We start from the raw sequence: 19,472 nt of genomic DNA, 5'->3' as shown, positions 1-19,472 counted from the left end.
GTCGTTCGTAGCGTGCCGTGCGGCGCGCCGAGGACCACGGGAGACGGGGCGGCGATGCGCAGACTGGGCGAGCTGGAGGCCGCGATCATGGACGTGCTGTGGTCGGCGCCCGGCCCGGCGACCGTGCGCGGCGTCCTCGAAGCGCTCGACCGCGAGCCCGAACCGGCCTACACCACCGTCATGACCGTGCTGGACAACCTGCACCGCAAGGACGTCGTCACGCGCGAGCGCGACGGCCGGGCCTGGGCGTACCGCCCGGCGCTGACCCGCGAGGACTTCGACGCCGAGGCCATGGCCTCGGTCCTGGAGTCCTCCGCCGACCGCGGCGCGACCCTCCTGCGGTTCATCGGGAAGATCGGCCCCGACGAACTCGCCCGGCTGCGCGAGGCCATGGACGAGGCCGAGGAGCGCACGTGATCGCCGCGGCCCTCCTGCTCGCGTACGCCGCCGCGCTCGCCGTCCTCGGGCCGCGGCTGCTGGAGCGGGCCCGATGGGCCTCGGCCGCACCGCGTCTCGCGATCGCCACCTGGTTCGCCCTCGCGGCCTCGTTCGTCCTCGCCGCGGTCCTCGCGGGCGTCGTCATCGTCATTCCGCTGGAAGTGCACGACAGCGGGGCCGGCGGCAGGCTCGTGTGGCACTGCCTGCGCGAACTCCGCGAGCACTACGGGACGGTCGGCGGCGTCGCGCTGGCGCTCACCGCGGGGCTGCTGGTGTGCGCGGTGCCCGCGCGCCTGGCCGCCTCGCTCATGTCGGCCTGGTGGGAGACCGGCCGCGAGCGGGCCCGGTTGCGCCGCAGTCTCGCGGGATACCCGCTCGACCCCGCGCACGGCGCCGTCGTCGTCCCGGGCGAGCGGCCCGCGGCGTACTGCCTGCCGGGCCGCGGCGGCCTGGTCGTGCTCACCTCCGGTGCGGTCGCCGTACTGGACGACGCGCAGCTGCGCGCGGTCGTCGCCCACGAACGCGCGCACCTGACGGGCGGCCACCACCGGATCGCCGGGATCGCCCGGGCCCTCGGGTCCGGTTTCGGGGTGCTGCCGCTGTTCTCGCGCCTGTCGGAGCGCGTCGCGCACCTGGTGGAGCTCGCCGCCGACGATACCGCCGCCCGCGCCGCGGGCCGCCGGGTCCTCGCCGGGAGCCTCCTGAACGTCGCGGCCGCGCAGGCGCCCGGCCCGGCGCTGGCCGCCAGCGGCGGCGACACGGTCGCCCGGATCGAGCGGCTGCTGGACGCCCCGCAGCGCCCCGGCCCGGCCGGGGTGGGCTCGATCCTCGGCGGGAACCTCGCGGCGGTCGCCGCGCCGCTGCTGGTGGTCGTCACGCCGATCGCCACGGCGGTCGGGTTCGTCTGCTGCCAGGTCTGACACCCGTATCCGAGGGCGCTTCGGGTCGCACTCCGTTATCTACTATCTTGCTTAGTAGTTTGGCCCGCGCACGGCCCGGCCGGGCCTCCCGCGCGGGCGCGGCGACGACCTGCCGGAGGCATCACGTCTTGCACCACGACCCGGACCCCACTGCACCGCAAACGAACAGACCCCGGACCGCGCGGCTCCTCCCGCTCACCGCGCTGGCCCTCCTCCCCCTGCTGGCCGGGCCCGCGGCGCCCTCGGCGGCGCAGGAGGAGGGCGGCTCCGAGTCGCTGAGCGCGGCCATCGGCGCCTACCTCGACGCGCAGGACGAGCTCGCGGCGCTCGAAGCCGAGCAGGAGGAGCTGGAGACGGAACTGGCGGCGTCGTCCGACGAGGTCGCGACCCTGGAGGCTGAGCTCGGCGAGTTCGCGTACATCGCCTACACCGCTTCGGACTTCCAGTCCACGGCCGCGCTCATGTCCTCCGGGAACCCCACCGAGACGATCGACGCCATGTCCACCCTCCAGTTCCTCGGCGAGTCCCGCGCCGACCGCCTGGACGAGCTGATCGCGCGGCTCGCCGAGATCGAGGCGATGCGGGCGACGCTGGAGGACAACATCGCCGAGCAGGAGAACCTGGCGGTCGAGATGGAGTCGGCCGCGGAGGAGGCGGCGCGGGAGTTGGCCGCCGTGGGCGGCGACGACGCGGTCGGGCCGTCCCCCGGCGACTTCCCCGACCCCGAGGACGCGCCCCGCGAGGGCGACGGGACGCTCCCGTCCGAGGGCTGCTCCGAGGACGACCCGACCACCAGCGGGTGCGTCTCGCCGCGCACCCTCCATGCGCTGGAGCAGATCCAGCTCGCCGGGTTCACCCGCTACGTCAAGTGCTACCGGGGCGGGGGCGGCGGGGAGCACCCGCTGGGGAAGGCGTGCGACCTGTCCTCCGAGCCGGGCGGGTTCGGCGGCGTCTCCTACGGCGAGGACTTCGAGTACGGCGAGAACCTGGCCGCGTGGCTGGTCGAGAACGCCGACGAACTCGGCGTGCGGTACGTCATCTGGTACGAGCGGATCTGGCAGCCCGCCACCGGCTGGCGCGCCTACAGCCTCGGCAACGGCGACCCGAACTCCGACCACACCAACCACGTCCACCTGAGCATGCGCTGAGGCACCCCCGCTATCTACTAATCAACTTAGTAGTACTGTGGCGGGGTGTCGGCGAGGCGCCGGGGGTGGCTACTCGGCCTCGCCGACGCCCGTCCGGGCCGCCGCAGGCCCACTGCCGCAAGGAGATCCGATGAGCAACAAGCGCAAGCCGGGGAAGCGCCCGCAGGCCAGGGCCGCCGCCGACGCGCAGCGGTCGGGCGCCCGGCTCAACCTCCTGCTCACTGCGGGCGTGTTCCTGGCCGCGATCGCCGTGATCGTGACGGTCCTGCTCGTCTCCCGCCCCGACCCGGCGCCCGAGGCCGGCGCCGACACCCTCGTGCGCGAGGACTCCCACTTCCTCGACACCGCCGACGGCGACGGGGCGGTGACCGTGGTCGAGTTCCTCGACTTCGAGTGCGAGGCGTGCCGCGCGGCCTACCCGGAGGTCGAGCGGCTCCGCGAGGAGTTCAAGGGCGAGATCGACTACGTGCTCCGCTACTTCCCGCTGCCCGGCCACGGCAACGCGATGCCCGCGGCCCTCGCCGCCGAGGCCGCCGCGAACCAGGACGAGCTGGAGGCCATGTACCACCTGATGTTCACCACCCAGAGCGAGTGGGGCGAGCAGCAGACCGACCAGTCGGCGGTCTTCGCGGGCTTCGCCGAGGAGATCGGGCTCGACATGGAGCGGTTCCGGGCCGACGTCGCCGACCCGGCCACCGCCGAACGCGTCCAGCGCGACGTGGACGACGGCATCGCGCTCGGCGTCCAGGGCACGCCGACGATCTTCATCGGCGGCGAGCGCTTCGAGGACCAGCCGAGTTTCGAGAACCTGAAGGCCGCCGTCGAAGCGGCGCAGTCGAAATGACCCCGGGGCCGCGGCTGAGTGCGCGGACCGTCGGCTGGGTGATGGCCGCCGCCGGGGCGGTGGGCGCGGCAGCCGCGTTCGTGCTCACGGTCGAGAAGCTCGCCCTCGCCGCCGACCCCGGCTACACGCCGACGTGCAGCGTCAACCCGGTCCTGTCGTGCGGGTCGGTGATGTCCTCGGCCCAGGCCGAGGCGTTCGGCTTCCCCAACCCGCTCATCGGCCTGGCCGGGTTCCCGCTCCTGGCGGGCCTGGGGCTCCTCGCCGCGACAGGGACGGCCCTGCCCCGCTGGACCTGGCTCGGCGTCCAGGCCGGCGTCGCGTTCGCAGTGGTGTTCGTCCACTGGCTGGTCTTCCAGAGCCTGTACCGGATCGGGGCGCTGTGCCCCTACTGCATGGCGGTGTGGGCGGCCGTGATCCCCGCGTTCTGGTACGTCACGCTCCACAACCTCCAGGATGGCCGCCTCCCCTCGCCCCGGTCGTGGCGGCGCGGCATCGACGCGGCCGCGCGCCTGCACACGGCCGTGCTCGCTCTCTGGTTCGCCGCGATCGCCGCGCTCGTCACGCAGGCGTTCTGGGACCAGTGGACGCGGATGCTCGCCTGACCGCCCCATTGTCTACTAACCAAGTTAGTAGTAGGGTGGGCTCGTCGTCGGCGGGGCGCCGCCTCAGGTGATGTCACCGTCCCGCCGGCACCTCCCCCGCATCCCTCCCGAAGGAGCGACCCAACCGTGAAGCCGACCTCCGCCCGCCGCAAGTGGACCGCAGCCGCCGTGGCGGGCGGCCTCCTCGTCGCCGCGGCGGGCGCCGCGCCCGCGTGGGCGCAGCGGGACACCGAGGAGATCAACGACGAGATCGAGCAGACCGACGACGACCTGACCGCGGCGGTCGAGGAGTACAACCGACTCGCCCAGGAGGCCCAGGACAACCGCGACATGGCCGCCCAGACCGAGGAGTCCCTCGCGGCCGCCGAGACCGACCTGAACGCCCTGCGCGACCAGCTCGCCGACTACATCACTGCGACCTATGTGGACCAGGGCATCGGCGACGCCGCGCTCCTGCTCGAATCGGGCTCCCCCGACGCGTTCGTCGAGCGCCTCGACCGCCTCAACTCGGCCAACCTCTACAGCTTCGACCTGCTCGACGAGCTGCGGACCGCCTCGGACGAGTACACCGTCCAGCTCGACCTCCTCAACGACCTCCAGGCGGACCTGGACGAGCAGGAGGCGGAGCTGGAGCAGCGGCAGGACGACCTGAACGCCCGCATGGACGACCTCTCGGAGGAGTGGCAGGCCGCCGCGGGCGACGAGATCGCCGACTACGACCTCCCGTACATGAGCGACGACGAGTACGCCGTCGTCTCCTTCGCCCTCGACCAGGTCGGCAAGCCCTACGTCTGGGGCTCGGCCGGCCCCGACTCCTACGACTGCTCGGGCCTGATCCTGCGCTCCTACGCCCAGATCGGGATCACCCTGCCCCACAACGCCGCCGCCCAGTTCAACTCCACCGCGAACATCAGCCGCGACGAACTCCAGCCCGGCGACCTCGTCTTCTACAACGACCTCTCCCACATGGGCATGTACATCGGCAACGGCCTCATCGTCCACGCCCCCAACTCCAGCACCGTCGTCAAAGTCGTCGAAGTCGACCACGGCAACGTCTACTACGGCGCCACCACGGTCCTCCACTGATCCGAACGACAAGACCGCGCCCGCCTGTCGCCGATCGGGCGTGTCCTCAGTCCGCCAGGAGTTCGCGCGGGAGGATCGCGGCCCACCAGGTCTCGATCTGGTCGGGACTCCAGGACCGCTCTTCGGCGAGTGTGTTGTAGACGTCGATGCTGCACAGTGCCGCATAGACATCGAGCGATCGCTGCACGCCGGCCCGCAAGGCGCCCGCAGGCCAGGAGGCGAACACCTCGGTACGGAGCGCATCCGCGCGGCGGCGGCCGTCGAGGTATGCCTGCCCCAGTTCGGGCTCGGTCCGCCCCGCGTCGCGGAGCATCGCGATGAGGTCGCCGGAGCGTTCGAACAGTCGCCGGTCGTACGCGGCCATCGCCGCCAGCTGCGCCGGGGGGTCGCCTTCGGCCGCTTGGAGACCGGCGAGTTCCGTCGCGGGATCGGCGACGAAGTCGGCGGCGTCGGCGAGCGCGAGCGCCAGCCCGGTCTTGCTGCCGTACGCCGCGTACACCGTGGGGACGGCGACCCCCGCCTCCTGCGCGACCTGGCGGACGGTCGTCGCGGCCCAGCCGCCGGTGGTGAAGAGCCGCCGGGCGGCTGCCGCGATCTCGGCTCTCGTCCGCTGCGCCTGCTCGGTGCGGTGCAAGGACTCATAGGTGCGGCGTCCGGACGGGGTCCCCATGCGCACTCCAATCTTTCACTGACTATATTCAATATATGACTGGTAAATCCAATTCGTTCCTGCGGCTCGGCGGTGCCGCGGGCATCGGCTTCGCGGCCCTGATCCTATTGCTGAACCTCCTCGTCCTGGTCCCCGCCGGACTCCCGAGCCCCGGCGCCGGGGTCGAGGAAGCGATCGCGTTCTTCGGCACCGGACCGGTCGCCATGGACCTGGGCTCGATGTTCCTCCCCGCGGTCTGGGTCCTCGCCACCCTCTTCGGTGCGGCCGCGGTCGCGGCGACTCGCGAGACCGAGCGTGCCGGAGTCCATGCCTGGGCACTGGTCGGGTTCGCCGGAATCCTCCTCCAGAACCTCAACGTCACGACCGTCAGCGCCGTCCGGCTCGCTCTGGCGCACACCGAGGCGGCGGATGCGCCCGCCGCACTCTGGGCGTTCCACGAAGCCCTGTTCGGCCTCAACGGCACCTTCCTCGCCCTCGCCCTCATCGGACTCTCGATGAGCGGTCGGCGCGCGGGACTCGTTCCCGTCTGGCTCGCCGTCGTCGGGTACGCCGCCGCCGTCCTCCAATTCACCTCGGCCGTGCTCACTCCGCTCGTCATGGACGACGCGGGTCCACTCGGGCGCATCGGTCTCGCCGGCTGGCTCCTGTGGGTCGCCTGGCTCGCCGCCTACGGCACGATGCTCCTCCGGCATCGAATCGGGTGAGTCGCCCCTCGTCAAGGCGATCACGCCTCCAATGGAGCACCAAGCGCCCGAATAGGATTCGCACGGGCCAGTACCGCGACCCGCAGATCAGCCGGACTTCACCGGTCCGAGCCGGACGAACAGAAACCCCGCCTCCCAGTCATCCCTGGTAGGCGGGGTATTTCGTCTGTCAATTGAGTGTGGCCAGGGCCGGGGTCGAACCGGCGACCTTCCGCTTATCGGACGGACGCCCACTTCTACTCACCCCGAAACTCGCCGACCTGCGAATTCACTCGAAGCCCGAGATTACCTCGCCATCAACAGCCACGAGTTCGAATCCCCCTACCTCCACAGAATCGGACATTGAGTATATTAAGGACCTTCATGTTGAAGGTCCTTATTTTCTTGCCCAGCAAGGCATCTCGTATATGTTGTAGCGCGAACGGGTCGCTTCCTCGCTTCGCGGTCATGGTGTGGCGAGCCCAGTTCTCCAGGCCCAGGCCGCGATGCCGACGTGGTTGCGGGCTCCAGTCTTGCGCTGGGCGTTGGCGATGTGGGTCTTTACGGTGCCCGCTGAGATGAACAGGTCAGTGGCGATTTCGGCATTTGACATGCCTTCGGCGACCAGCTTGACCACTTGCTTTTCGCGTTCGGACAACCCGGGCCCATTTTCGGGTTTGAGCTTGGATTCGGCCAATCCGGTCAAGAGTCGGATGGTGAGCGATGGGCTGATGAGGGTGTCTCCGGCGACCGCGGCGCGGACGGCCTCCACGAGCAGGGCCGGTCCCGAGCGTTTGAGGACGAACCCGGAGGCGCCTGCGTCCAGCGCGGCGCGGACATAGCCATCGTCATCGAAGGTTGTTACGACAATAACCTTGTGCGGGTGAGTTTCGGCGTTCAGGCGCTTGAGGACTTCGATCCCGTCGAGTCGTGGCATGCGAATGTCGGCGAGTACGACGTCAGGGCTGAGCCTGCGGGCGGCTGCGAGCGCCGCTTCGCCGTCGGCGGCCTCGCCGACTACGCGCATGTCCGGTTGGGCGTCGAGGATCATGCGAAAGCCGTGGCGGACCAGGTCGTGGTCGTCTGCGATGAGGACGCTGATGGTCACAGCGGCAGCACCGCGGACAGGCGCCAGTTCTCGTGGTCGTCGGGTCCGGCATCGAATGTGCCGCCGAGGCCGTTCACCGAGCCCTCCAGTTGGTGCAGCCCTTGGCCGCCGGTGATCCGGGCCGGGTGTTCGCCGTTCGATGCAGGCGACAGGTCGTTGGCGACCTCGACCGCCAACGCGTTCGGGAGTCTGTTCAGGGAGATGCGGACATCAGCAGCGTCGGGCGCGTGTCTGCGGACGTTGGTGAGCGCTTCGGTCACGATGCGGTGCGTAAGCGCGCTGACCGTCTCGGGGATCGTGACACTGGTGAGGCCATGATCGATCGCGATGCTGGTCCTTGCGCCTCCGGTCTCCTCGAATCGCCTTGCCAGGACAGCGATATCGGCAAAACCGTTGCCGTGGTCGCGGAGGAGGGCGTCGTGTTCGCGCAGGAGGAGGACCGTGCGGTCGAGCGAGGAGAGGGCCTGCAGCCCGGCTGTTTCGATGCGGGCGAGTGCGGCCAGAGCCTGGGCGGGTTCGCCGACGATCTGTGCCGCCTGGGCTTGGACGACGATGCCGGTCACGTCGTGGGCGACGTAGTCGTGAAGGTCCCGTGCGAGTGACAACCGCTGTGCGCGGCGGGCCTCCCTGACGGCCTGATCCCGTTCTTGCCGTTGGCGTCGCATGAACCGGCCGGCCGCGGCTGCTGCGACCGCAGCGACAGCCCACAGTAGAACCAGCACGACGAGTTCTTCCGGAGCAGACGGAGGTTCCATGCGCAGGCCGATGCGCAGCGGCGACAGCCCTGTCGCGATGCCCGCAGCAACGACGGCAGTCGCTTCGATTCTGGTTGCGGCCGTGCGCGAACCCAGGGCGACCAGTGCGAGCAGCACGGTGGTCTCTGCGATCCACCACGCCGCGGCGCGGTTCGAGGTCGCCGCTGCCGGGTCGGCCGTCGCCATGAGGGAAAGCACTGCGACGGCCAGCAGGGCCCACGGTCGCCCACGGTCTCGCAGACTCGGCCCGGCGGCGAGGACGGCCCCGGCCGCTGCGGCGGGCGCGGACGCCGCCGAGCCAGTCACGAACGCGTCGGACACCGCCAAGCCGAGGACCGCCGCTGCGGCCGTCCAGCGTGCCGCCGGTCTGATCCACTGCTGCATGGGAGCCAAGTCTAGAGACGCGCGACGGGACCGCCCTCTGCCGAACGGCAGAGCGGGTGTGCCAGAACGGCCTGGGAATCGGCCTCTCGGGGATACCATCCTCCACTCATCTCGACCAGAGTCGACGGCATGACAGATCCGAGAAGCAGACGACGATTCCGTTGGTCCGCATTGACATTGGCTTCCTTGCTGGCGCTGGCGGCGGGTGCGGTGGCCTGGGAGGCCACCGCGAGACCCGCTCCCGCATTGCTGCTGGCCGACACGAACCGCGATGGCCGTGTCAACGCCGCCGACAGCATTGGCAGGAGCGAATGGACGACCGACCGGGGCGCCATCGTGGTGCCCAACCTCGACGACGACCTCGAGGCCTGCTCGACCGTTGGAGCCGAGGGGGAGCGGCTCGGTGATGACGCCCTGGCGGCCTGCTCGGATGGAGCCGACGAGGTGGTCAACGGCGCGGCCGACCTCCTCGACATGGCATCGCTGCAGATCAGGCCGATGCGCGGCATCGGGGACAGCGCGAGTGCCTCGATCAGAGTCGACGAGGCCTCGGCGGCAACCGCACGCCTGTTCGTCCGCGACGGCGACCACTACGCCGTGCTCGGCTCGGACGACCTGGTCGGCGCCGACCGTCTGCGCGGCGGCTTGAACCTGGCCCTCGAAGCCACCGACATCGCCCGGAACGAGACATGGGACGGGTTCGTCGACGTGACACTGACCGTCCGGGACGGGCGATCCGTCCAGTCAGACCGAGTCCGGGTCCGTGTCGCGCCGCTGCTGCTGAGCCACGAGCTGGCACCGATCGACCGACTGATCGTCGCCGACAACGGCACTGGAGTGGAGGCCGCTGAACGCGACGGCTACGACCCTGATGTCGGGGCCCCTCCCGTCCACGACGGTGAGGAGGACTTCCGTCGAGACCTGGTCTCCGGCCTGGAATCGGCCGGGCTCGACGGACGACTGACCATGTACCCCACCGGCGATGACCGGTGGATGCGCGACCAGTTCATCACCGGCTACGCCGCCATGCCCGGGCCGGACGGTGTCCCGCACACGATGACGGTGCTGCTGCGCTCCGCAGTCGTCGACCCCGAGGGCAGCACCACCGAGTTCCCGCTGCGCGATGCGGGACGGCCGGTGTTCTCGCTGCTGCGCGGGGCCGACACAGCAGCGGTGCAGACGTACAGTCCCGATCGGGTCGGCCAGGACGAGTACAACGCGCTGTGGGGTTCCTTCAGTTCGACCGGCAATGTCATCGTCGCCCCGCCCTATGCCACCGGCGAGGGCTCCTGGCCGGCCGGGCGGATCCTGTACGGCTCGGACGGCGGCGACGCCGCGCCCGACCCCTCGTTCGTCGAGCTCCTTGAGGCGCAAGGAGACCAGGAGCCGCTCGCGATCGACACGAGCTGGCTCGGCGTCGGACACATCGACGAGTTCTTGTCGTTCACCGCCGCCGACAACGACCGTGGGTGGGCGGCGGTCGTCGCCGACCCGCAGCTGGGCACAGCACTGCTCGAGGGACTGGTCGACGACGGCCTCGGCGGCCAAACCCTCGTGCAAGGCCTCGCGACGGATCCGGCCATGACCGTCGAGGAGGCACTGGCATCGCCGGAGCTGATCGAGGGCAATCGGATCGCGACCGAAGGCATCGAAGCGGCACTTGCGGTACTGACCGAGGAACTCGGTCTCGGGGAGGAGGAGATCGTGCGAGTCCCGGCCGTGTTCACTGAACTCGTCGTCGACGGCTACCCGCGCCAGAAGATCGTGGCGAACCACATGCCCGCCATCGTCAACGGCGTCGAAACCGGCACCGGCGCCTTCCTCGCCATCAAACCCCACGGGCCGCTCGACGCGGCCGGGCAGGACGTGCTCGCGAACGCCTCCGAAACGGCCTTCCACGCAGTGGGTGCTCGAATCGCCTGGGTCGAGGCCTGGGACTACGGGCACGCGGTCGGCACCGTGGGAGGAGAGGTCCACTGCCTCACCAACGCCCTCCGCGATCAATCCGCAACCGAGCCATGGTGGCGAGTCTGAACTTGTTCCGGGTTCTCGGCCACAAGACCGAGAACCCGGAAGAAGTCGATCGGCAATGATCATTCCTTCATCGAGTACTTGCGGGCTTCGGCGTCGCGGAGGACGGTCTTGACACTGGAAAGTCCGATGGCGTACCGCGTTGCGAGGTCCTTCTGGAGGGCCCCAGCGAGGTACTCTTCGATGAGTCGTTCGCGGTCCTTCGGGGCCAGTCGCTTGCGGAGCGGGCGCGGCACCGTTCGGACAGGAGATTTCGGGCTTGTGCTGCGTACCTGGCCTTTCATGTCGGGTTTCACATGATTCGACAGGTCGGATCGCAGTGCTTTGACCAGCGGAAACGTGTCCGAATAATCCTTCAGTACCTCCACAAACGGACATACAGAACATGAGGGATCATCATATCGATGATCCCTTTTTTCTTGTCCAAAGACGCAGCTCAGCGTAATGACAGCCCAGATTGCACTTAGAGTCTCAGTAGGGAGATGCCGTACTTCTGCTGTTGACCTCCCGGCCCTCGCCGCTCCGATAGAGGGCAAGGGCCGTTCGGTTGCCGCCGTGGATATGTCGGGCTACTGGTCGAGTGCGATGTAGTGGAGTTCGGGTTCGGTGCGGGCGTGGTAGAGCTCAACGTACGAGCGGGCGATGACATCGGGTGCGGCACCGGGGTGTCCGGCACCGATCCAGGCGCTGATAGCGAGGTGGGCGACGTAGACGCCTTGCTCCTTGAGTTCGTTGTGGAGGTTCAGGGTCCAGTTGCGCAGGCCCGCTGCGGCGATGTTGATGTTGGCCAGGAACGGGACCGGGGTGATCGAGCCGCCGCCGGTCGTGACCAGGATCGTGCCGTCCTTCTCCGCGATCATGTCCGGGGCGACCTGCTTTACCGCGGCGATCGCACCGAGGTAGAAGTCCAGCTGCGGCTGGAGGTTCTCGGGGGTCACCTCGAGGACGCCGACGGCGCCGAGGGTCTGGTCAGCCGGGGAGAACTCGAGGACATCGATGCGCCCGTACCGGTCTTTGACGCGTCCGAATGCTTCGGCGATCGTCTCGGGCTTGGTGATATCGGCGGTGAACCCTGCTGCCTCAATGCCCTCGCCCTGAAGTTTCTGGGCGAGGGTCTCGAGTTTGTCGGCGTTGCGCGCGACGAGGGCGACGGTGAAGCCGTCCTCGCCGAAGGCGCGGGCGATCTCGTATCCGAGGCCGGGGCCGGCTCCGACGATGGCGATGACAGGCATGGTGATTCCTCTAGATGTTGTAGCGGATGGTCGTGAGTCGCTGTGGTTCAGACGGCGTGCGGGTAGATCTCGGACAGGGCCTCGCGAAGTGGTGTCGGTGTCCGGTCCAGGAGGGTGGCGAGGTCGGTGGAGTCGATGTCGTAGCGGCCTTCGCGCATGTCGGTGAGGAATCCGGCCAGGCCCGCGGCGCCCTGCTCGGGCACGCCCGCTCCGCGGAGCTGCGCGGTGTGCGTCTCGGGGTCGAGGTCGGTGTAGGCGACCGGGGTACCCGTGGCGTCGGAGAGCGCTGCGGCGATCTCGGCGAAGGTGAGTGCCTGCGGGCCGGTGAGGTGGTAGGTGCGGCCCTCGTGCCCGTCTTGGAGGAGGACGTTCGCGGCGGCCTCGGCCATCTCCCGGCGCAGCGCCCACGGCACTCGTCCCGTCCCGCCGGGGAGGGCGATCCCTTGCTCGAGAACGGCTGGGCCGGTGAAGAAGGGGAGCGCGTCGGCGTACCTCGAGTTGCGCACCACCGTGAACGGCACGGTCCCCGCGGCGAGGCGCCGCTCGGTCTGGAAGTGGGCGCCCAGCATCGCGTGCAGCGGTGAGGCGTCGGCGTCGCGGACGGCGGTGCCGGTGTAGACCAGGTGGGCCACGCCCGCGCGCTCGGCCGCGGCGATCACGTTGGTGTGCAGCTCGACCAGGCGGCCGTGCTCGGCCGAGGAGACCAGTAGGACCCTCCCGACCCTGGCCATGGCCGCGTCCAGGGCGGCCGGGTCGGCGTAGTCGCCGATACGCACCTCGATTCCCTTCGCCTTGAGCAGGGCTGCTTTCTCCTCGGTGCGGGCGAGGCCGACCACGGCGTGGGCGTCGAGTCGGGTGAGGAGGTGGTCGAGGGCCGCGCCGCCGAGGTGCCCGGTCGCGCCGGTCACCAGAATCCTCGTTTGCTCACTCGTCATGCTGGAACTCCATTTCAACGCTGGTTCAGGTCATGTCTGGTCGGGTGGGTGGTCATGGGCGCGGTGTGGCCGCATGGTCGTTGGCCTCCGTGGCGTCGTCGCCGGTGCGCGCGCCGGTGGTGTCGGGGAGTACGCAGGCACCGGTCTCGGGGTCGCAGAAACCTTCGGCTTCAGCGGTGACCATTTGCAGCAGCGGCGCGGGCCGTGGATCGGTGTCAGCCATGGGTCTGGTCCCATGCCTGAGCGATCGCGGCGGTGTACTCCTCGACGCTGACCGCCCCGGGGATGCCCAGGCGCTGCCCGAGCACGGTGAACGGAACGCCCCGGGCACCCAGGCGGACGGCTTCGGCGTGGTCGGCGCGGACCGTGTCGGCGTACCGGTCGGAGTCGAGGACGTCGCGGACCTCGGCCTCGGGGATGCCGAGCCGCCCGCCGATGCCGACCAGTGTCGCGGTCTCGAATGCGGCGAAGTTGCCCGTGAACACCTCGGTCTGGGCCGCGCGCAGGAACTCCCACGCCCGGCCGTGCTCGGCGGCGAGGTGGACCAGGCGCAGCAGGTCACCGGAGTTGCGAGCGGGCCGGTCGACTTCGTAGGGCAGGCCCTCGCTTGCGGCTTGGTCGGCCATGCGCTGCTCCATCGCCCGCGCCTGCGCCGCCGAGACGCCGTACTTCGCAGCGAGGTAGTCGAGGGTCGGCACGACCTCGGCGGCGGCGTCGGGCGCCAGTTCGAACGTGTGGACCCTCACGTCGATCGCGGCAGCGTGCGGTGAGGCGGCGACGGCGGCCTGGAGGCGGTGTTCGCCCAGGTAGCACCAGGGGCAGAGCACGTCGGCCCACACGTCGATCGTGAGCCGGGTCGCGGCCTCGGGCGCGGTTTGGAGTGTCATCGGAGGGCTCCCTTCCTGTATCTTGAGTGATGCCTCAAGATCCGAGGGTAGCACTGAAGTTGAGGGGTACCTCAACATGTGAGGAGTGGGACATGCCCGACGCCAGACGGCCCCGCAGGGACGCGCGCGACAACGAGGCCAAACTGCGCGCCGCCGCGCTCGAGATCTTCGAGGACAAAGGACTGGACGCCTCGCTGGAGTCGATCGCGAAAGCGGCCGGGGTGAGCATCGGGACCCTCTACAACCGCTTCGGCTCCCGCGAGGGCCTCATCGACGCGGTCATCCCCGACATTGCCGGAGCGCGCCTCCAGACCCTCGGCGCCGAAGTCCTCGCCCAACCCGACCCGAAAGCACGCCTCGAAACGTTCGTCCGCGGCATGATCGCCCTCCAGCGTCAGGACCCGGCGCTGAACGACGCGATCTTGCGCCGCTACCCCGACGCGACCGCCCTCATCGGGATCTGCGACGCCTCCACCGCCCTGGGCCAGGACCTCATCGCCCAAGCCCACGACGCGGGCGTGCTCGCGCCCGAGTTCACCCAGGCCGACCTGTTCCACCTGCTCTGGCTCGCCGGGATCGCCAGCCGCGAGGCCCACGCCCCCAACGGATGGCAGCACACCCTCACCCGCGCCCTCGACAACGCCTGGACCTGACCCACGGCACCGCTCACCAGCGACTGACCGCTCAGAGCGTGGGGCGCAAACGCCTCCAGCAGACCAGCGCCGCGGCGAGCGTCACAAAGCCCTGGTGCGCCGATAGCGACCGGTCCCAGCGGACGGCGAGGCGTCTGAACTGATGCAGGTGGGCGATGGCCTGCTCGACCACCCAGCGGATCGACCCGAGCCCGATGATCTTCTTGCGACCCCGCTGCGGAACAACCGCGGCGATTCGCCGCCGGCGCAGCCATTCCCGAAACGCAGCCGAGTCATAGCCCCCGTCCGCCAGGATCGTGTCGGGCCGACGGCGAGGATGGCCGACCCTGCCCGCCACCGGAGGGATGGCTTCAACCAGGTCCGGTGCCACCGTGATGTCGGGGACGTTGCCCGCCGTTGTCATCACGGCGAGTGGAACGCCGGTCGAGTCGCAGGCGATGTGGTGCTTCGAGCCGGAACGGCCGCGATCGACAGGCGAAGGACCCGTCCCGTCGCCCCCTTTTTCGCCCGGACATGGGAGCTGTCCAGACACACCGCCGACCAGTCGATTTCCCCGAGCGCATGAAGTTCGGACAGGAGCATGCGGTGCAACCGGTCCCAAACGCCAGCCTCAGACCATCGCCGGAACCGCCGCCAGCACGTGATCCCAGAACCGAAGCCGAGCTCGGGCGGCAGGTGCTTCCAGCTGATGCCGGTATAGAGCACGAACAAGATGCCCTGCAAGCACTTCCGGTCATCTAGCGGCACCGGCCCACGCTTGCCCGGCCGATGCTCAGGCAGCAGCACCGAGATCCGGGACCACAGGCCCTCATCAATCAGCCAAGGCTTCACCATGCCCGTTCAACGAACGAACGCGGAACAGCCAATCGGACAACCAGTCCGAGCTTGAATCGAACTTGAAACCAGCTCTTAGGGGCCGAGGTGGACGAAGCGCCCCCAGAGGCTGTGACGGGCGGGATGCTGCTCACGCAGCCTTCGCACTGCCCTGTGGAGCGCAAACGGGCTCCGGGCTGGATCGAGTCGGCCATCCTCGATCATCTCTCCATAGATCTCGCCAGCAACGAAGTGCGCGGCGCCGTCGTCTACGGTCCACAGTGTGCCAATCACATGGCGCCAGCCGCCGTAATGCATGGCAGAGGCGAGGTTGATCGCCTCGTTGACACCGCTCACGCCGCCGGTGGCGGTCTGGCAGGCAGACAGGAAGACAAAGTCGCCAGCCGTACCGGATGCCCCGAAGAGATCATTCGCTCCGACCAGCCCCTGCTCCGCCCAGTCGAAGGGCACCAGCCCTCCAGCTGCGGGGCGGCGCAGGTCCTGCACGCCATGGCAAGACAGGTGCGCCCAGCGGTGCCGACCCAGTTCGTTCACCAGGGACTTGTGGGTCACCTGGGCTCCAGTGAGCTCAGTGCGGCGATGGGGCGGCAGCATCTGGCACAGCAGTTCGTGCTCGGCCCGCGCCCCGGGTAGGCTCGCAAAGCGCGGACCGGTGCCGCTGTCGGGCATGTCCGAGAGGGTCGACACGAGCATCCGCTCGTCCTGTTTCTCCGATCCGGCCCTGCGGGCGTGCGCAAGCGACCGTAGCGTCGGCGTGTATGAGGAGACCACCCGGTCGAGCACCCCAGCGTCCGCAATAGCAGGGTCGTGTGCAGCATGCAACGGAAGGATCGAGAAGAGTCCCGTTGGGCACCACCAGACCCGCGGCCAGTGCCCCTGTGGTGCGCACCGGTGCCCCAGATGGTCGAGCACCGGTCCGGTCACCTCGTGCCACAGCCACCGCAGGACTTGTCGACACTCGGTCTCCAGGGCGATCTGTTCGAGCGCGTCGCCGGTGCCGAAGACTTGCAATGCGTACAGGTACTTGGCGACTTGCTGCTCCAAGACCGAATCACTGATGTCCAGGCCGACCACGTCCACACCTTCGGAGTCGACAACGAGCGCGTCGCATCGCCCTCCGATGGCGTTCAGCATCACCACTGGGCCCGTTCCCGCAGGGGGAAGCAGCTCAGACAGCGGGGTCGGCTGTAGGAACCGCTCGGGGTGCGGCAGGTCGGAGGTTGGCTCAAGTCCGCGAATGACGCCGATCAGCTCGTCCAGGCGCCGCACGGCCCTGCCGCGTACCTCTCGGTCGAGCGCGTCCGTCTCAAAGCCCATGCCGATCCTGTCGAGGCCGTCGATTCCCCGCCGGTCGAACACGATACGGCAGCGGTCGAACTCCTCGGCGATCTCCGGATACGACGCGGAGAGTGCGTCGAGTTCTGTCCGGGTGTCGAGCAGCGAGCCCCACAACACGCCTCGTCCGCGATCCAGCAGGGTGACCGCCAGCTCCAGGTCCCCGGTCGCAACGGCGCACGCGGCGGCTTCGCCCGCGAGCGTGGAAGTAGACGTGTCTATGAGTCGGAGCCGGTCGTCGGTTTCCAAGTCCCGACGGGCGACCAGCGGGATCAGGTCGATGGCCTTGCGGTAGAACGGGAGCGCTGCGGCTGGCCCGCCTTGCTCGGAGAGGGTCCGGGCAAGGGCGATGCTGAGCATGATGCGGTCGCGGGCGGCGTTCCTAGCCGACTCCACGGCCCGACCCGCAAGGTCGCATGCTCGATCAAGCTCGTCGGCTGCACCAGTGCGCTCGTACTCGGCCTTCGCTGCCGCAAGGAGGCGTAGCAGCGTGTACGCCTCGCGTGAATCATCCCGTACGGTCAGCGCGTGGGCCTTCTTGGCGAGCTCAATCGCCCGGGAAAGGTCGGCCGCGTTCCCCGTCGCACGGTACCGCTGCAGGTGCCCTTCGCCGAGATTCGACGCTTGGCGGGCGACATCGGCCGCACCGTCGGGGGTCGCTTCCAGACACGATGCGGCCGCTGCTATCGCTTCGTCGAGTAGGCCAAGCTCGCCCGACTCGCCGTACGCCACAGTCAGCACGCCCGCGAAGTTCGACAGGAGCGTCGTCCACGCGGGGTGCCACCTGCCCGAGTCCTCGGTGACGGAGGCTCTGCCGAAGGTGACGGCCTCTTCGAGATCCTGCGGCGCCCGGTGCAGCCGGTATCTTGCGACCAGCATTCCCGACAGATTGCCTTGAACGCTCCGACGCTGCATGGTATTGGTTCCGGATACCGTCTTCAGTGCTTCACGGGTGACCCCGATGGCCTCGTCCAGGTCGGCCGCGTCGTCGAGATCGTCGAATCGGCGCCGCAGGATCGTCCCCAGGGTCGAGAGGATCCCTCCGCGCCGAATGGACGACTCTTGCACAAGTCCGACCGCCGAGCGCGCCGCGGCGGCGGCCTCGTCGATGTCTCGTCGGTCGCCGGAGTGCTCGAAACGACTGGCCAGGACGGCGGCCAGGTTCGAGGCGACCACGCAATGGTTCGGGTCGGACACGGGCGTGGTGTCACGGGCGCGGCGCATCAAGTCGATGGCCCGGTCGAGCGCGGCCGGCTCCCCGTGCCGCTCATACTGGGAGCGCAGTACGATGCCCAGGTTCGACAGGGTGTGGGCATCCTCGGCATGCGACGCTTCGACTGCGCTTTCGGCGGCTTCGATCGCCTCCGCGAGGTCGGTGTCCGATCCGGTCTGCTCGAAGCGGGTGTGCAGCGCCAACTGCAGCAGTGTCAGGCGTGCGGCGAGGTCGAAATCGCTGGGGCCCGTGTGATTCGCGAGCATGCGGCCGAGCTCGATCGCCAGGTCGAGATCGGCGGGATCCCGGTCGAGTGCGAACTTCGCCTGTTGTGCCCGGCAGAGGACGTGCATCGCGGTGAACCCGTCACCGACCTCGACGGCATTCTCCATCGCCTCCATCGCCCGATAGGCCGCCATGTTCAGGTCCTCGACCGCTTCGAAGTGCTCGTATCTGGATATCAAGGCGAGGGCGAGGCCGCTGAGGTAGCGTGAGCGCCGCTGATCTCCGCCCGGATCGACCTCGTTCAATCTCGCAATGAAGAGCCCGAGTTCGATCGCCTGGTTGATGTCGGCCGCGGTTCCGGCCGATTCGAACCGCGATCTGAGCAGAAAGCCTAGTGAGTAGAGCACGTAGAGGTAGTTCGGATGGTGTTCGGGGATGACTCCGGTGAGTGCCCGTATCCCGTCGATGGCCTCGCTCAACGATTCGATCACCGTACTGTTCAACGCTGCGAAGAACAGTTCCATGGCCCTGTTCACGGCGGCATCGGGCTCGCCGAGGAAAGGGGCGGCCCGGTCGTCTGCAAGGTGCCCCATGAGCGGCTTGGGGACCAGCCAGGGCTGCGTCTCGGCGATGGGGCTGAACCATCGGATCGCCTCCGACAGCTCCTCCTCGCCCTTTTCTGCAGGCAGGGCTTCATAACGGCACCAGTGGACGAACGCGATCAGCCTGGCAGCCTTGATCGGCACACGGCCGTGGTCATCGACAATCGCGGCATGCAGGGCTTTCACCTCGGCCAAGGTGCGCCGACTGAGTACGGCTCGGGGCTCGCCTCGCAGACACGCGTCGACTCGGCCCCACAATCTCTCCTCAAGGGACTCTATCTCCATCCGTGTCCTCCTCAGCCCCAAGCATCTCGATGCCATGCACCCCATACCCAGGGTACGGACTCCGATCAACCTGTGCGGTGCAAGCTGATCGCGCTTGCAGCCGTGGGCCATCATGAGTTGGATCGGTCGAGGCCACCGATCACAGCCCTCACCGGACGGAGGTCGGTCAGTTGGATGCCGAAGCAAATGCGAACGCCATCACCGAACGCGACTGGAGCGTCCGGCTATGGTGCAGCCAGTACCACCGCCTGACTGCACTAGCCGCGCAAGCGCCCTCGGACCTGCTCGACAGGTTCGAGGCGGTCATGGCCGAGGTCCGCGACGGCGCACCGCCTGCGGACGCCGCTGCCAGGCACGACATCACGCTGGTCGAACTGGATCCGGACGAGGTCAGCCGGACCGGTCGGCCGGAGACCGGCGAGGCTGGCCTCAGTGCGGGGACGCTCGGCGCGATCGGGGTCGACGACCGTCCTGTGGACGGGGAGTACCGGTGCCCTCGAAGTCCGCGATGCGGCCGCCGCGCCACGGCCGAGGCCAGGACCGGGTACGAGCCCGAATGCGCGGTCGCCGATCGCGTCATGGATCGCATCGCGCGCTGAGCA

Annotated in this window: 20 protein-coding genes; 10 read left to right on the top strand and 10 right to left on the bottom strand. The window is 69.0% G+C overall.

Annotation, left to right across the window (positions count from 1 at the left end):
• Positions 1–54: 54 nt before the first annotated feature.
• The 6 genes from AB0A65_RS12270 to AB0A65_RS12245 all read left to right on the top strand — a co-directional run bounded on the left by AB0A65_RS12270 (position 55) and on the right by AB0A65_RS12245 (position 5,038).
• Complete coding sequence (locus AB0A65_RS12270) at positions 55–417, top strand: BlaI/MecI/CopY family transcriptional regulator (RefSeq protein WP_359950476.1); 363 nt, start codon at positions 55–57, stop codon at positions 415–417.
• The gene (locus tag AB0A65_RS12265; protein WP_359950474.1) at positions 414–1,358 is read left to right on the top strand and encodes a M56 family metallopeptidase; all 945 of its coding nucleotides are present in this window, start codon (positions 414–416) and stop codon (positions 1,356–1,358) included. The genes AB0A65_RS12270 and AB0A65_RS12265 overlap by 4 nt, the downstream gene beginning before the upstream one ends.
• A 128-nt stretch (positions 1,359–1,486) precedes the next feature.
• The gene (locus tag AB0A65_RS12260) at positions 1,487–2,506 is read left to right on the top strand and encodes a hypothetical protein (protein ID WP_359950472.1); all 1,020 of its coding nucleotides are present in this window, start codon (positions 1,487–1,489) and stop codon (positions 2,504–2,506) included.
• A 130-nt stretch (positions 2,507–2,636) separates the two neighbouring features.
• The gene (locus AB0A65_RS12255; RefSeq protein WP_359950470.1) at positions 2,637–3,350 is read left to right on the top strand and encodes a thioredoxin domain-containing protein; all 714 of its coding nucleotides are present in this window, start codon (positions 2,637–2,639) and stop codon (positions 3,348–3,350) included.
• 41 nt (positions 3,351–3,391) lie between these two features.
• Positions 3,392–3,952 (top strand): vitamin K epoxide reductase family protein, encoded by a 561-nt coding sequence (locus AB0A65_RS12250; protein WP_359950828.1) that lies wholly within the window; start codon positions 3,392–3,394, stop codon positions 3,950–3,952.
• A 126-nt stretch (positions 3,953–4,078) separates the two neighbouring features.
• Complete coding sequence (locus AB0A65_RS12245; protein WP_359950468.1) at positions 4,079–5,038, top strand: NlpC/P60 family protein; 960 nt, start codon at positions 4,079–4,081, stop codon at positions 5,036–5,038.
• Between the two features lie 46 nt (positions 5,039–5,084).
• Here AB0A65_RS12245 and AB0A65_RS12240 read toward each other — a convergent pair whose 3' ends face one another.
• Positions 5,085–5,708 carry a helix-turn-helix domain-containing protein gene (locus tag AB0A65_RS12240; protein WP_359950466.1) on the bottom strand — a complete coding sequence of 208 codons (624 nt, stop codon included), beginning with the start codon at positions 5,706–5,708 and terminating at the stop codon, positions 5,085–5,087.
• A 35-nt stretch (positions 5,709–5,743) separates the two neighbouring features.
• Between AB0A65_RS12240 and AB0A65_RS12235 the strand changes: the two genes are divergently transcribed.
• Positions 5,744–6,412 (top strand): 2-oxoglutarate/malate transporter, encoded by a 669-nt coding sequence (locus AB0A65_RS12235; protein WP_359950464.1) that lies wholly within the window; start codon positions 5,744–5,746, stop codon positions 6,410–6,412.
• Between the two features lie 445 nt (positions 6,413–6,857).
• On the opposite strand, the gene AB0A65_RS12230 is transcribed toward AB0A65_RS12235, so the two are convergent.
• Positions 6,858–7,499: a response regulator transcription factor gene (locus tag AB0A65_RS12230; RefSeq protein WP_359950462.1), complete on the bottom strand. Its 642-nt coding sequence runs from the start codon at positions 7,497–7,499 to the stop codon at positions 6,858–6,860.
• The gene (locus tag AB0A65_RS12225; protein WP_359950458.1) at positions 7,496–8,638 is read right to left on the bottom strand and encodes a histidine kinase; all 1,143 of its coding nucleotides are present in this window, start codon (positions 8,636–8,638) and stop codon (positions 7,496–7,498) included. Before AB0A65_RS12225 ends, AB0A65_RS12230 begins: the two co-directional genes overlap by 4 nt.
• A gap of 186 nt (positions 8,639–8,824) precedes the next feature.
• On the opposite strand from AB0A65_RS12225, the gene AB0A65_RS12220 reads away from it, so the two are divergent.
• On the top strand, positions 8,825–10,672 hold the full coding sequence (locus tag AB0A65_RS12220; RefSeq protein ID WP_359950456.1) for a protein-arginine deiminase family protein: 1,848 nt from the start codon (positions 8,825–8,827) through the stop codon (positions 10,670–10,672).
• A gap of 59 nt (positions 10,673–10,731) precedes the next feature.
• On the opposite strand, the gene AB0A65_RS12215 is transcribed toward AB0A65_RS12220, so the two are convergent.
• The 5 genes from AB0A65_RS12215 to AB0A65_RS12195 all read right to left on the bottom strand — a co-directional run bounded on the left by AB0A65_RS12215 (position 10,732) and on the right by AB0A65_RS12195 (position 13,723).
• Positions 10,732–10,905, bottom strand: a complete 174-nt coding sequence (locus AB0A65_RS12215) for a hypothetical protein (RefSeq protein ID WP_359950454.1) — start codon at positions 10,903–10,905, stop codon at positions 10,732–10,734.
• A 333-nt stretch (positions 10,906–11,238) separates the two neighbouring features.
• On the bottom strand, positions 11,239–11,901 hold the full coding sequence (locus AB0A65_RS12210) for an SDR family NAD(P)-dependent oxidoreductase (protein WP_359950452.1): 663 nt from the start codon (positions 11,899–11,901) through the stop codon (positions 11,239–11,241).
• A gap of 47 nt (positions 11,902–11,948) precedes the next feature.
• Entirely contained in the window at positions 11,949–12,836 is an 888-nt protein-coding gene (locus AB0A65_RS12205) for an SDR family oxidoreductase (protein WP_359950450.1), read from the bottom strand.
• 52 nt (positions 12,837–12,888) lie between these two features.
• The gene (locus AB0A65_RS12200) at positions 12,889–13,059 is read right to left on the bottom strand and encodes a hypothetical protein (protein ID WP_359950448.1); all 171 of its coding nucleotides are present in this window, start codon (positions 13,057–13,059) and stop codon (positions 12,889–12,891) included.
• The gene (locus AB0A65_RS12195) at positions 13,052–13,723 is read right to left on the bottom strand and encodes a DsbA family oxidoreductase (protein ID WP_359950446.1); all 672 of its coding nucleotides are present in this window, start codon (positions 13,721–13,723) and stop codon (positions 13,052–13,054) included. The genes AB0A65_RS12200 and AB0A65_RS12195 overlap by 8 nt, the downstream gene beginning before the upstream one ends.
• Positions 13,724–13,815: 92 nt before the next feature.
• Between AB0A65_RS12195 and AB0A65_RS12190 the strand changes: the two genes are divergently transcribed.
• Entirely contained in the window at positions 13,816–14,376 is a 561-nt protein-coding gene (locus tag AB0A65_RS12190; protein ID WP_359950444.1) for a helix-turn-helix domain-containing protein, read from the top strand.
• A gap of 31 nt (positions 14,377–14,407) precedes the next feature.
• On the opposite strand, the gene AB0A65_RS12185 is transcribed toward AB0A65_RS12190, so the two are convergent.
• A protein-coding gene (locus tag AB0A65_RS12185) for an IS5 family transposase (RefSeq protein WP_359950442.1) occupies positions 14,408–15,210 on the bottom strand; the annotation gives its coding sequence in 2 pieces (ribosomal slippage) (positions 14,408–14,880 and positions 14,880–15,210; 804 coding nt in all).
• Between the two features lie 75 nt (positions 15,211–15,285).
• On the bottom strand, positions 15,286–18,771 hold the full coding sequence (locus tag AB0A65_RS12180; protein WP_359950826.1) for a CHAT domain-containing protein: 3,486 nt from the start codon (positions 18,769–18,771) through the stop codon (positions 15,286–15,288).
• A gap of 269 nt (positions 18,772–19,040) precedes the next feature.
• Between AB0A65_RS12180 and AB0A65_RS12175 the strand changes: the two genes are divergently transcribed.
• Complete coding sequence (locus AB0A65_RS12175) at positions 19,041–19,469, top strand: hypothetical protein (RefSeq protein ID WP_359950440.1); 429 nt, start codon at positions 19,041–19,043, stop codon at positions 19,467–19,469.
• The last annotated feature ends 3 nt before the right edge of the window (positions 19,470–19,472 follow it).

Origin of the sequence: Glycomyces sp. NPDC047010 (assembly GCF_040644205.1) — a bacterium.
Classification (GTDB): Bacteria; Actinomycetota; Actinomycetes; order Mycobacteriales; family Micromonosporaceae; genus Glycomyces.
Note: the sequence above shows the minus strand (reverse complement) of the source record. Positions and strands in the feature narration are given on the sequence as shown.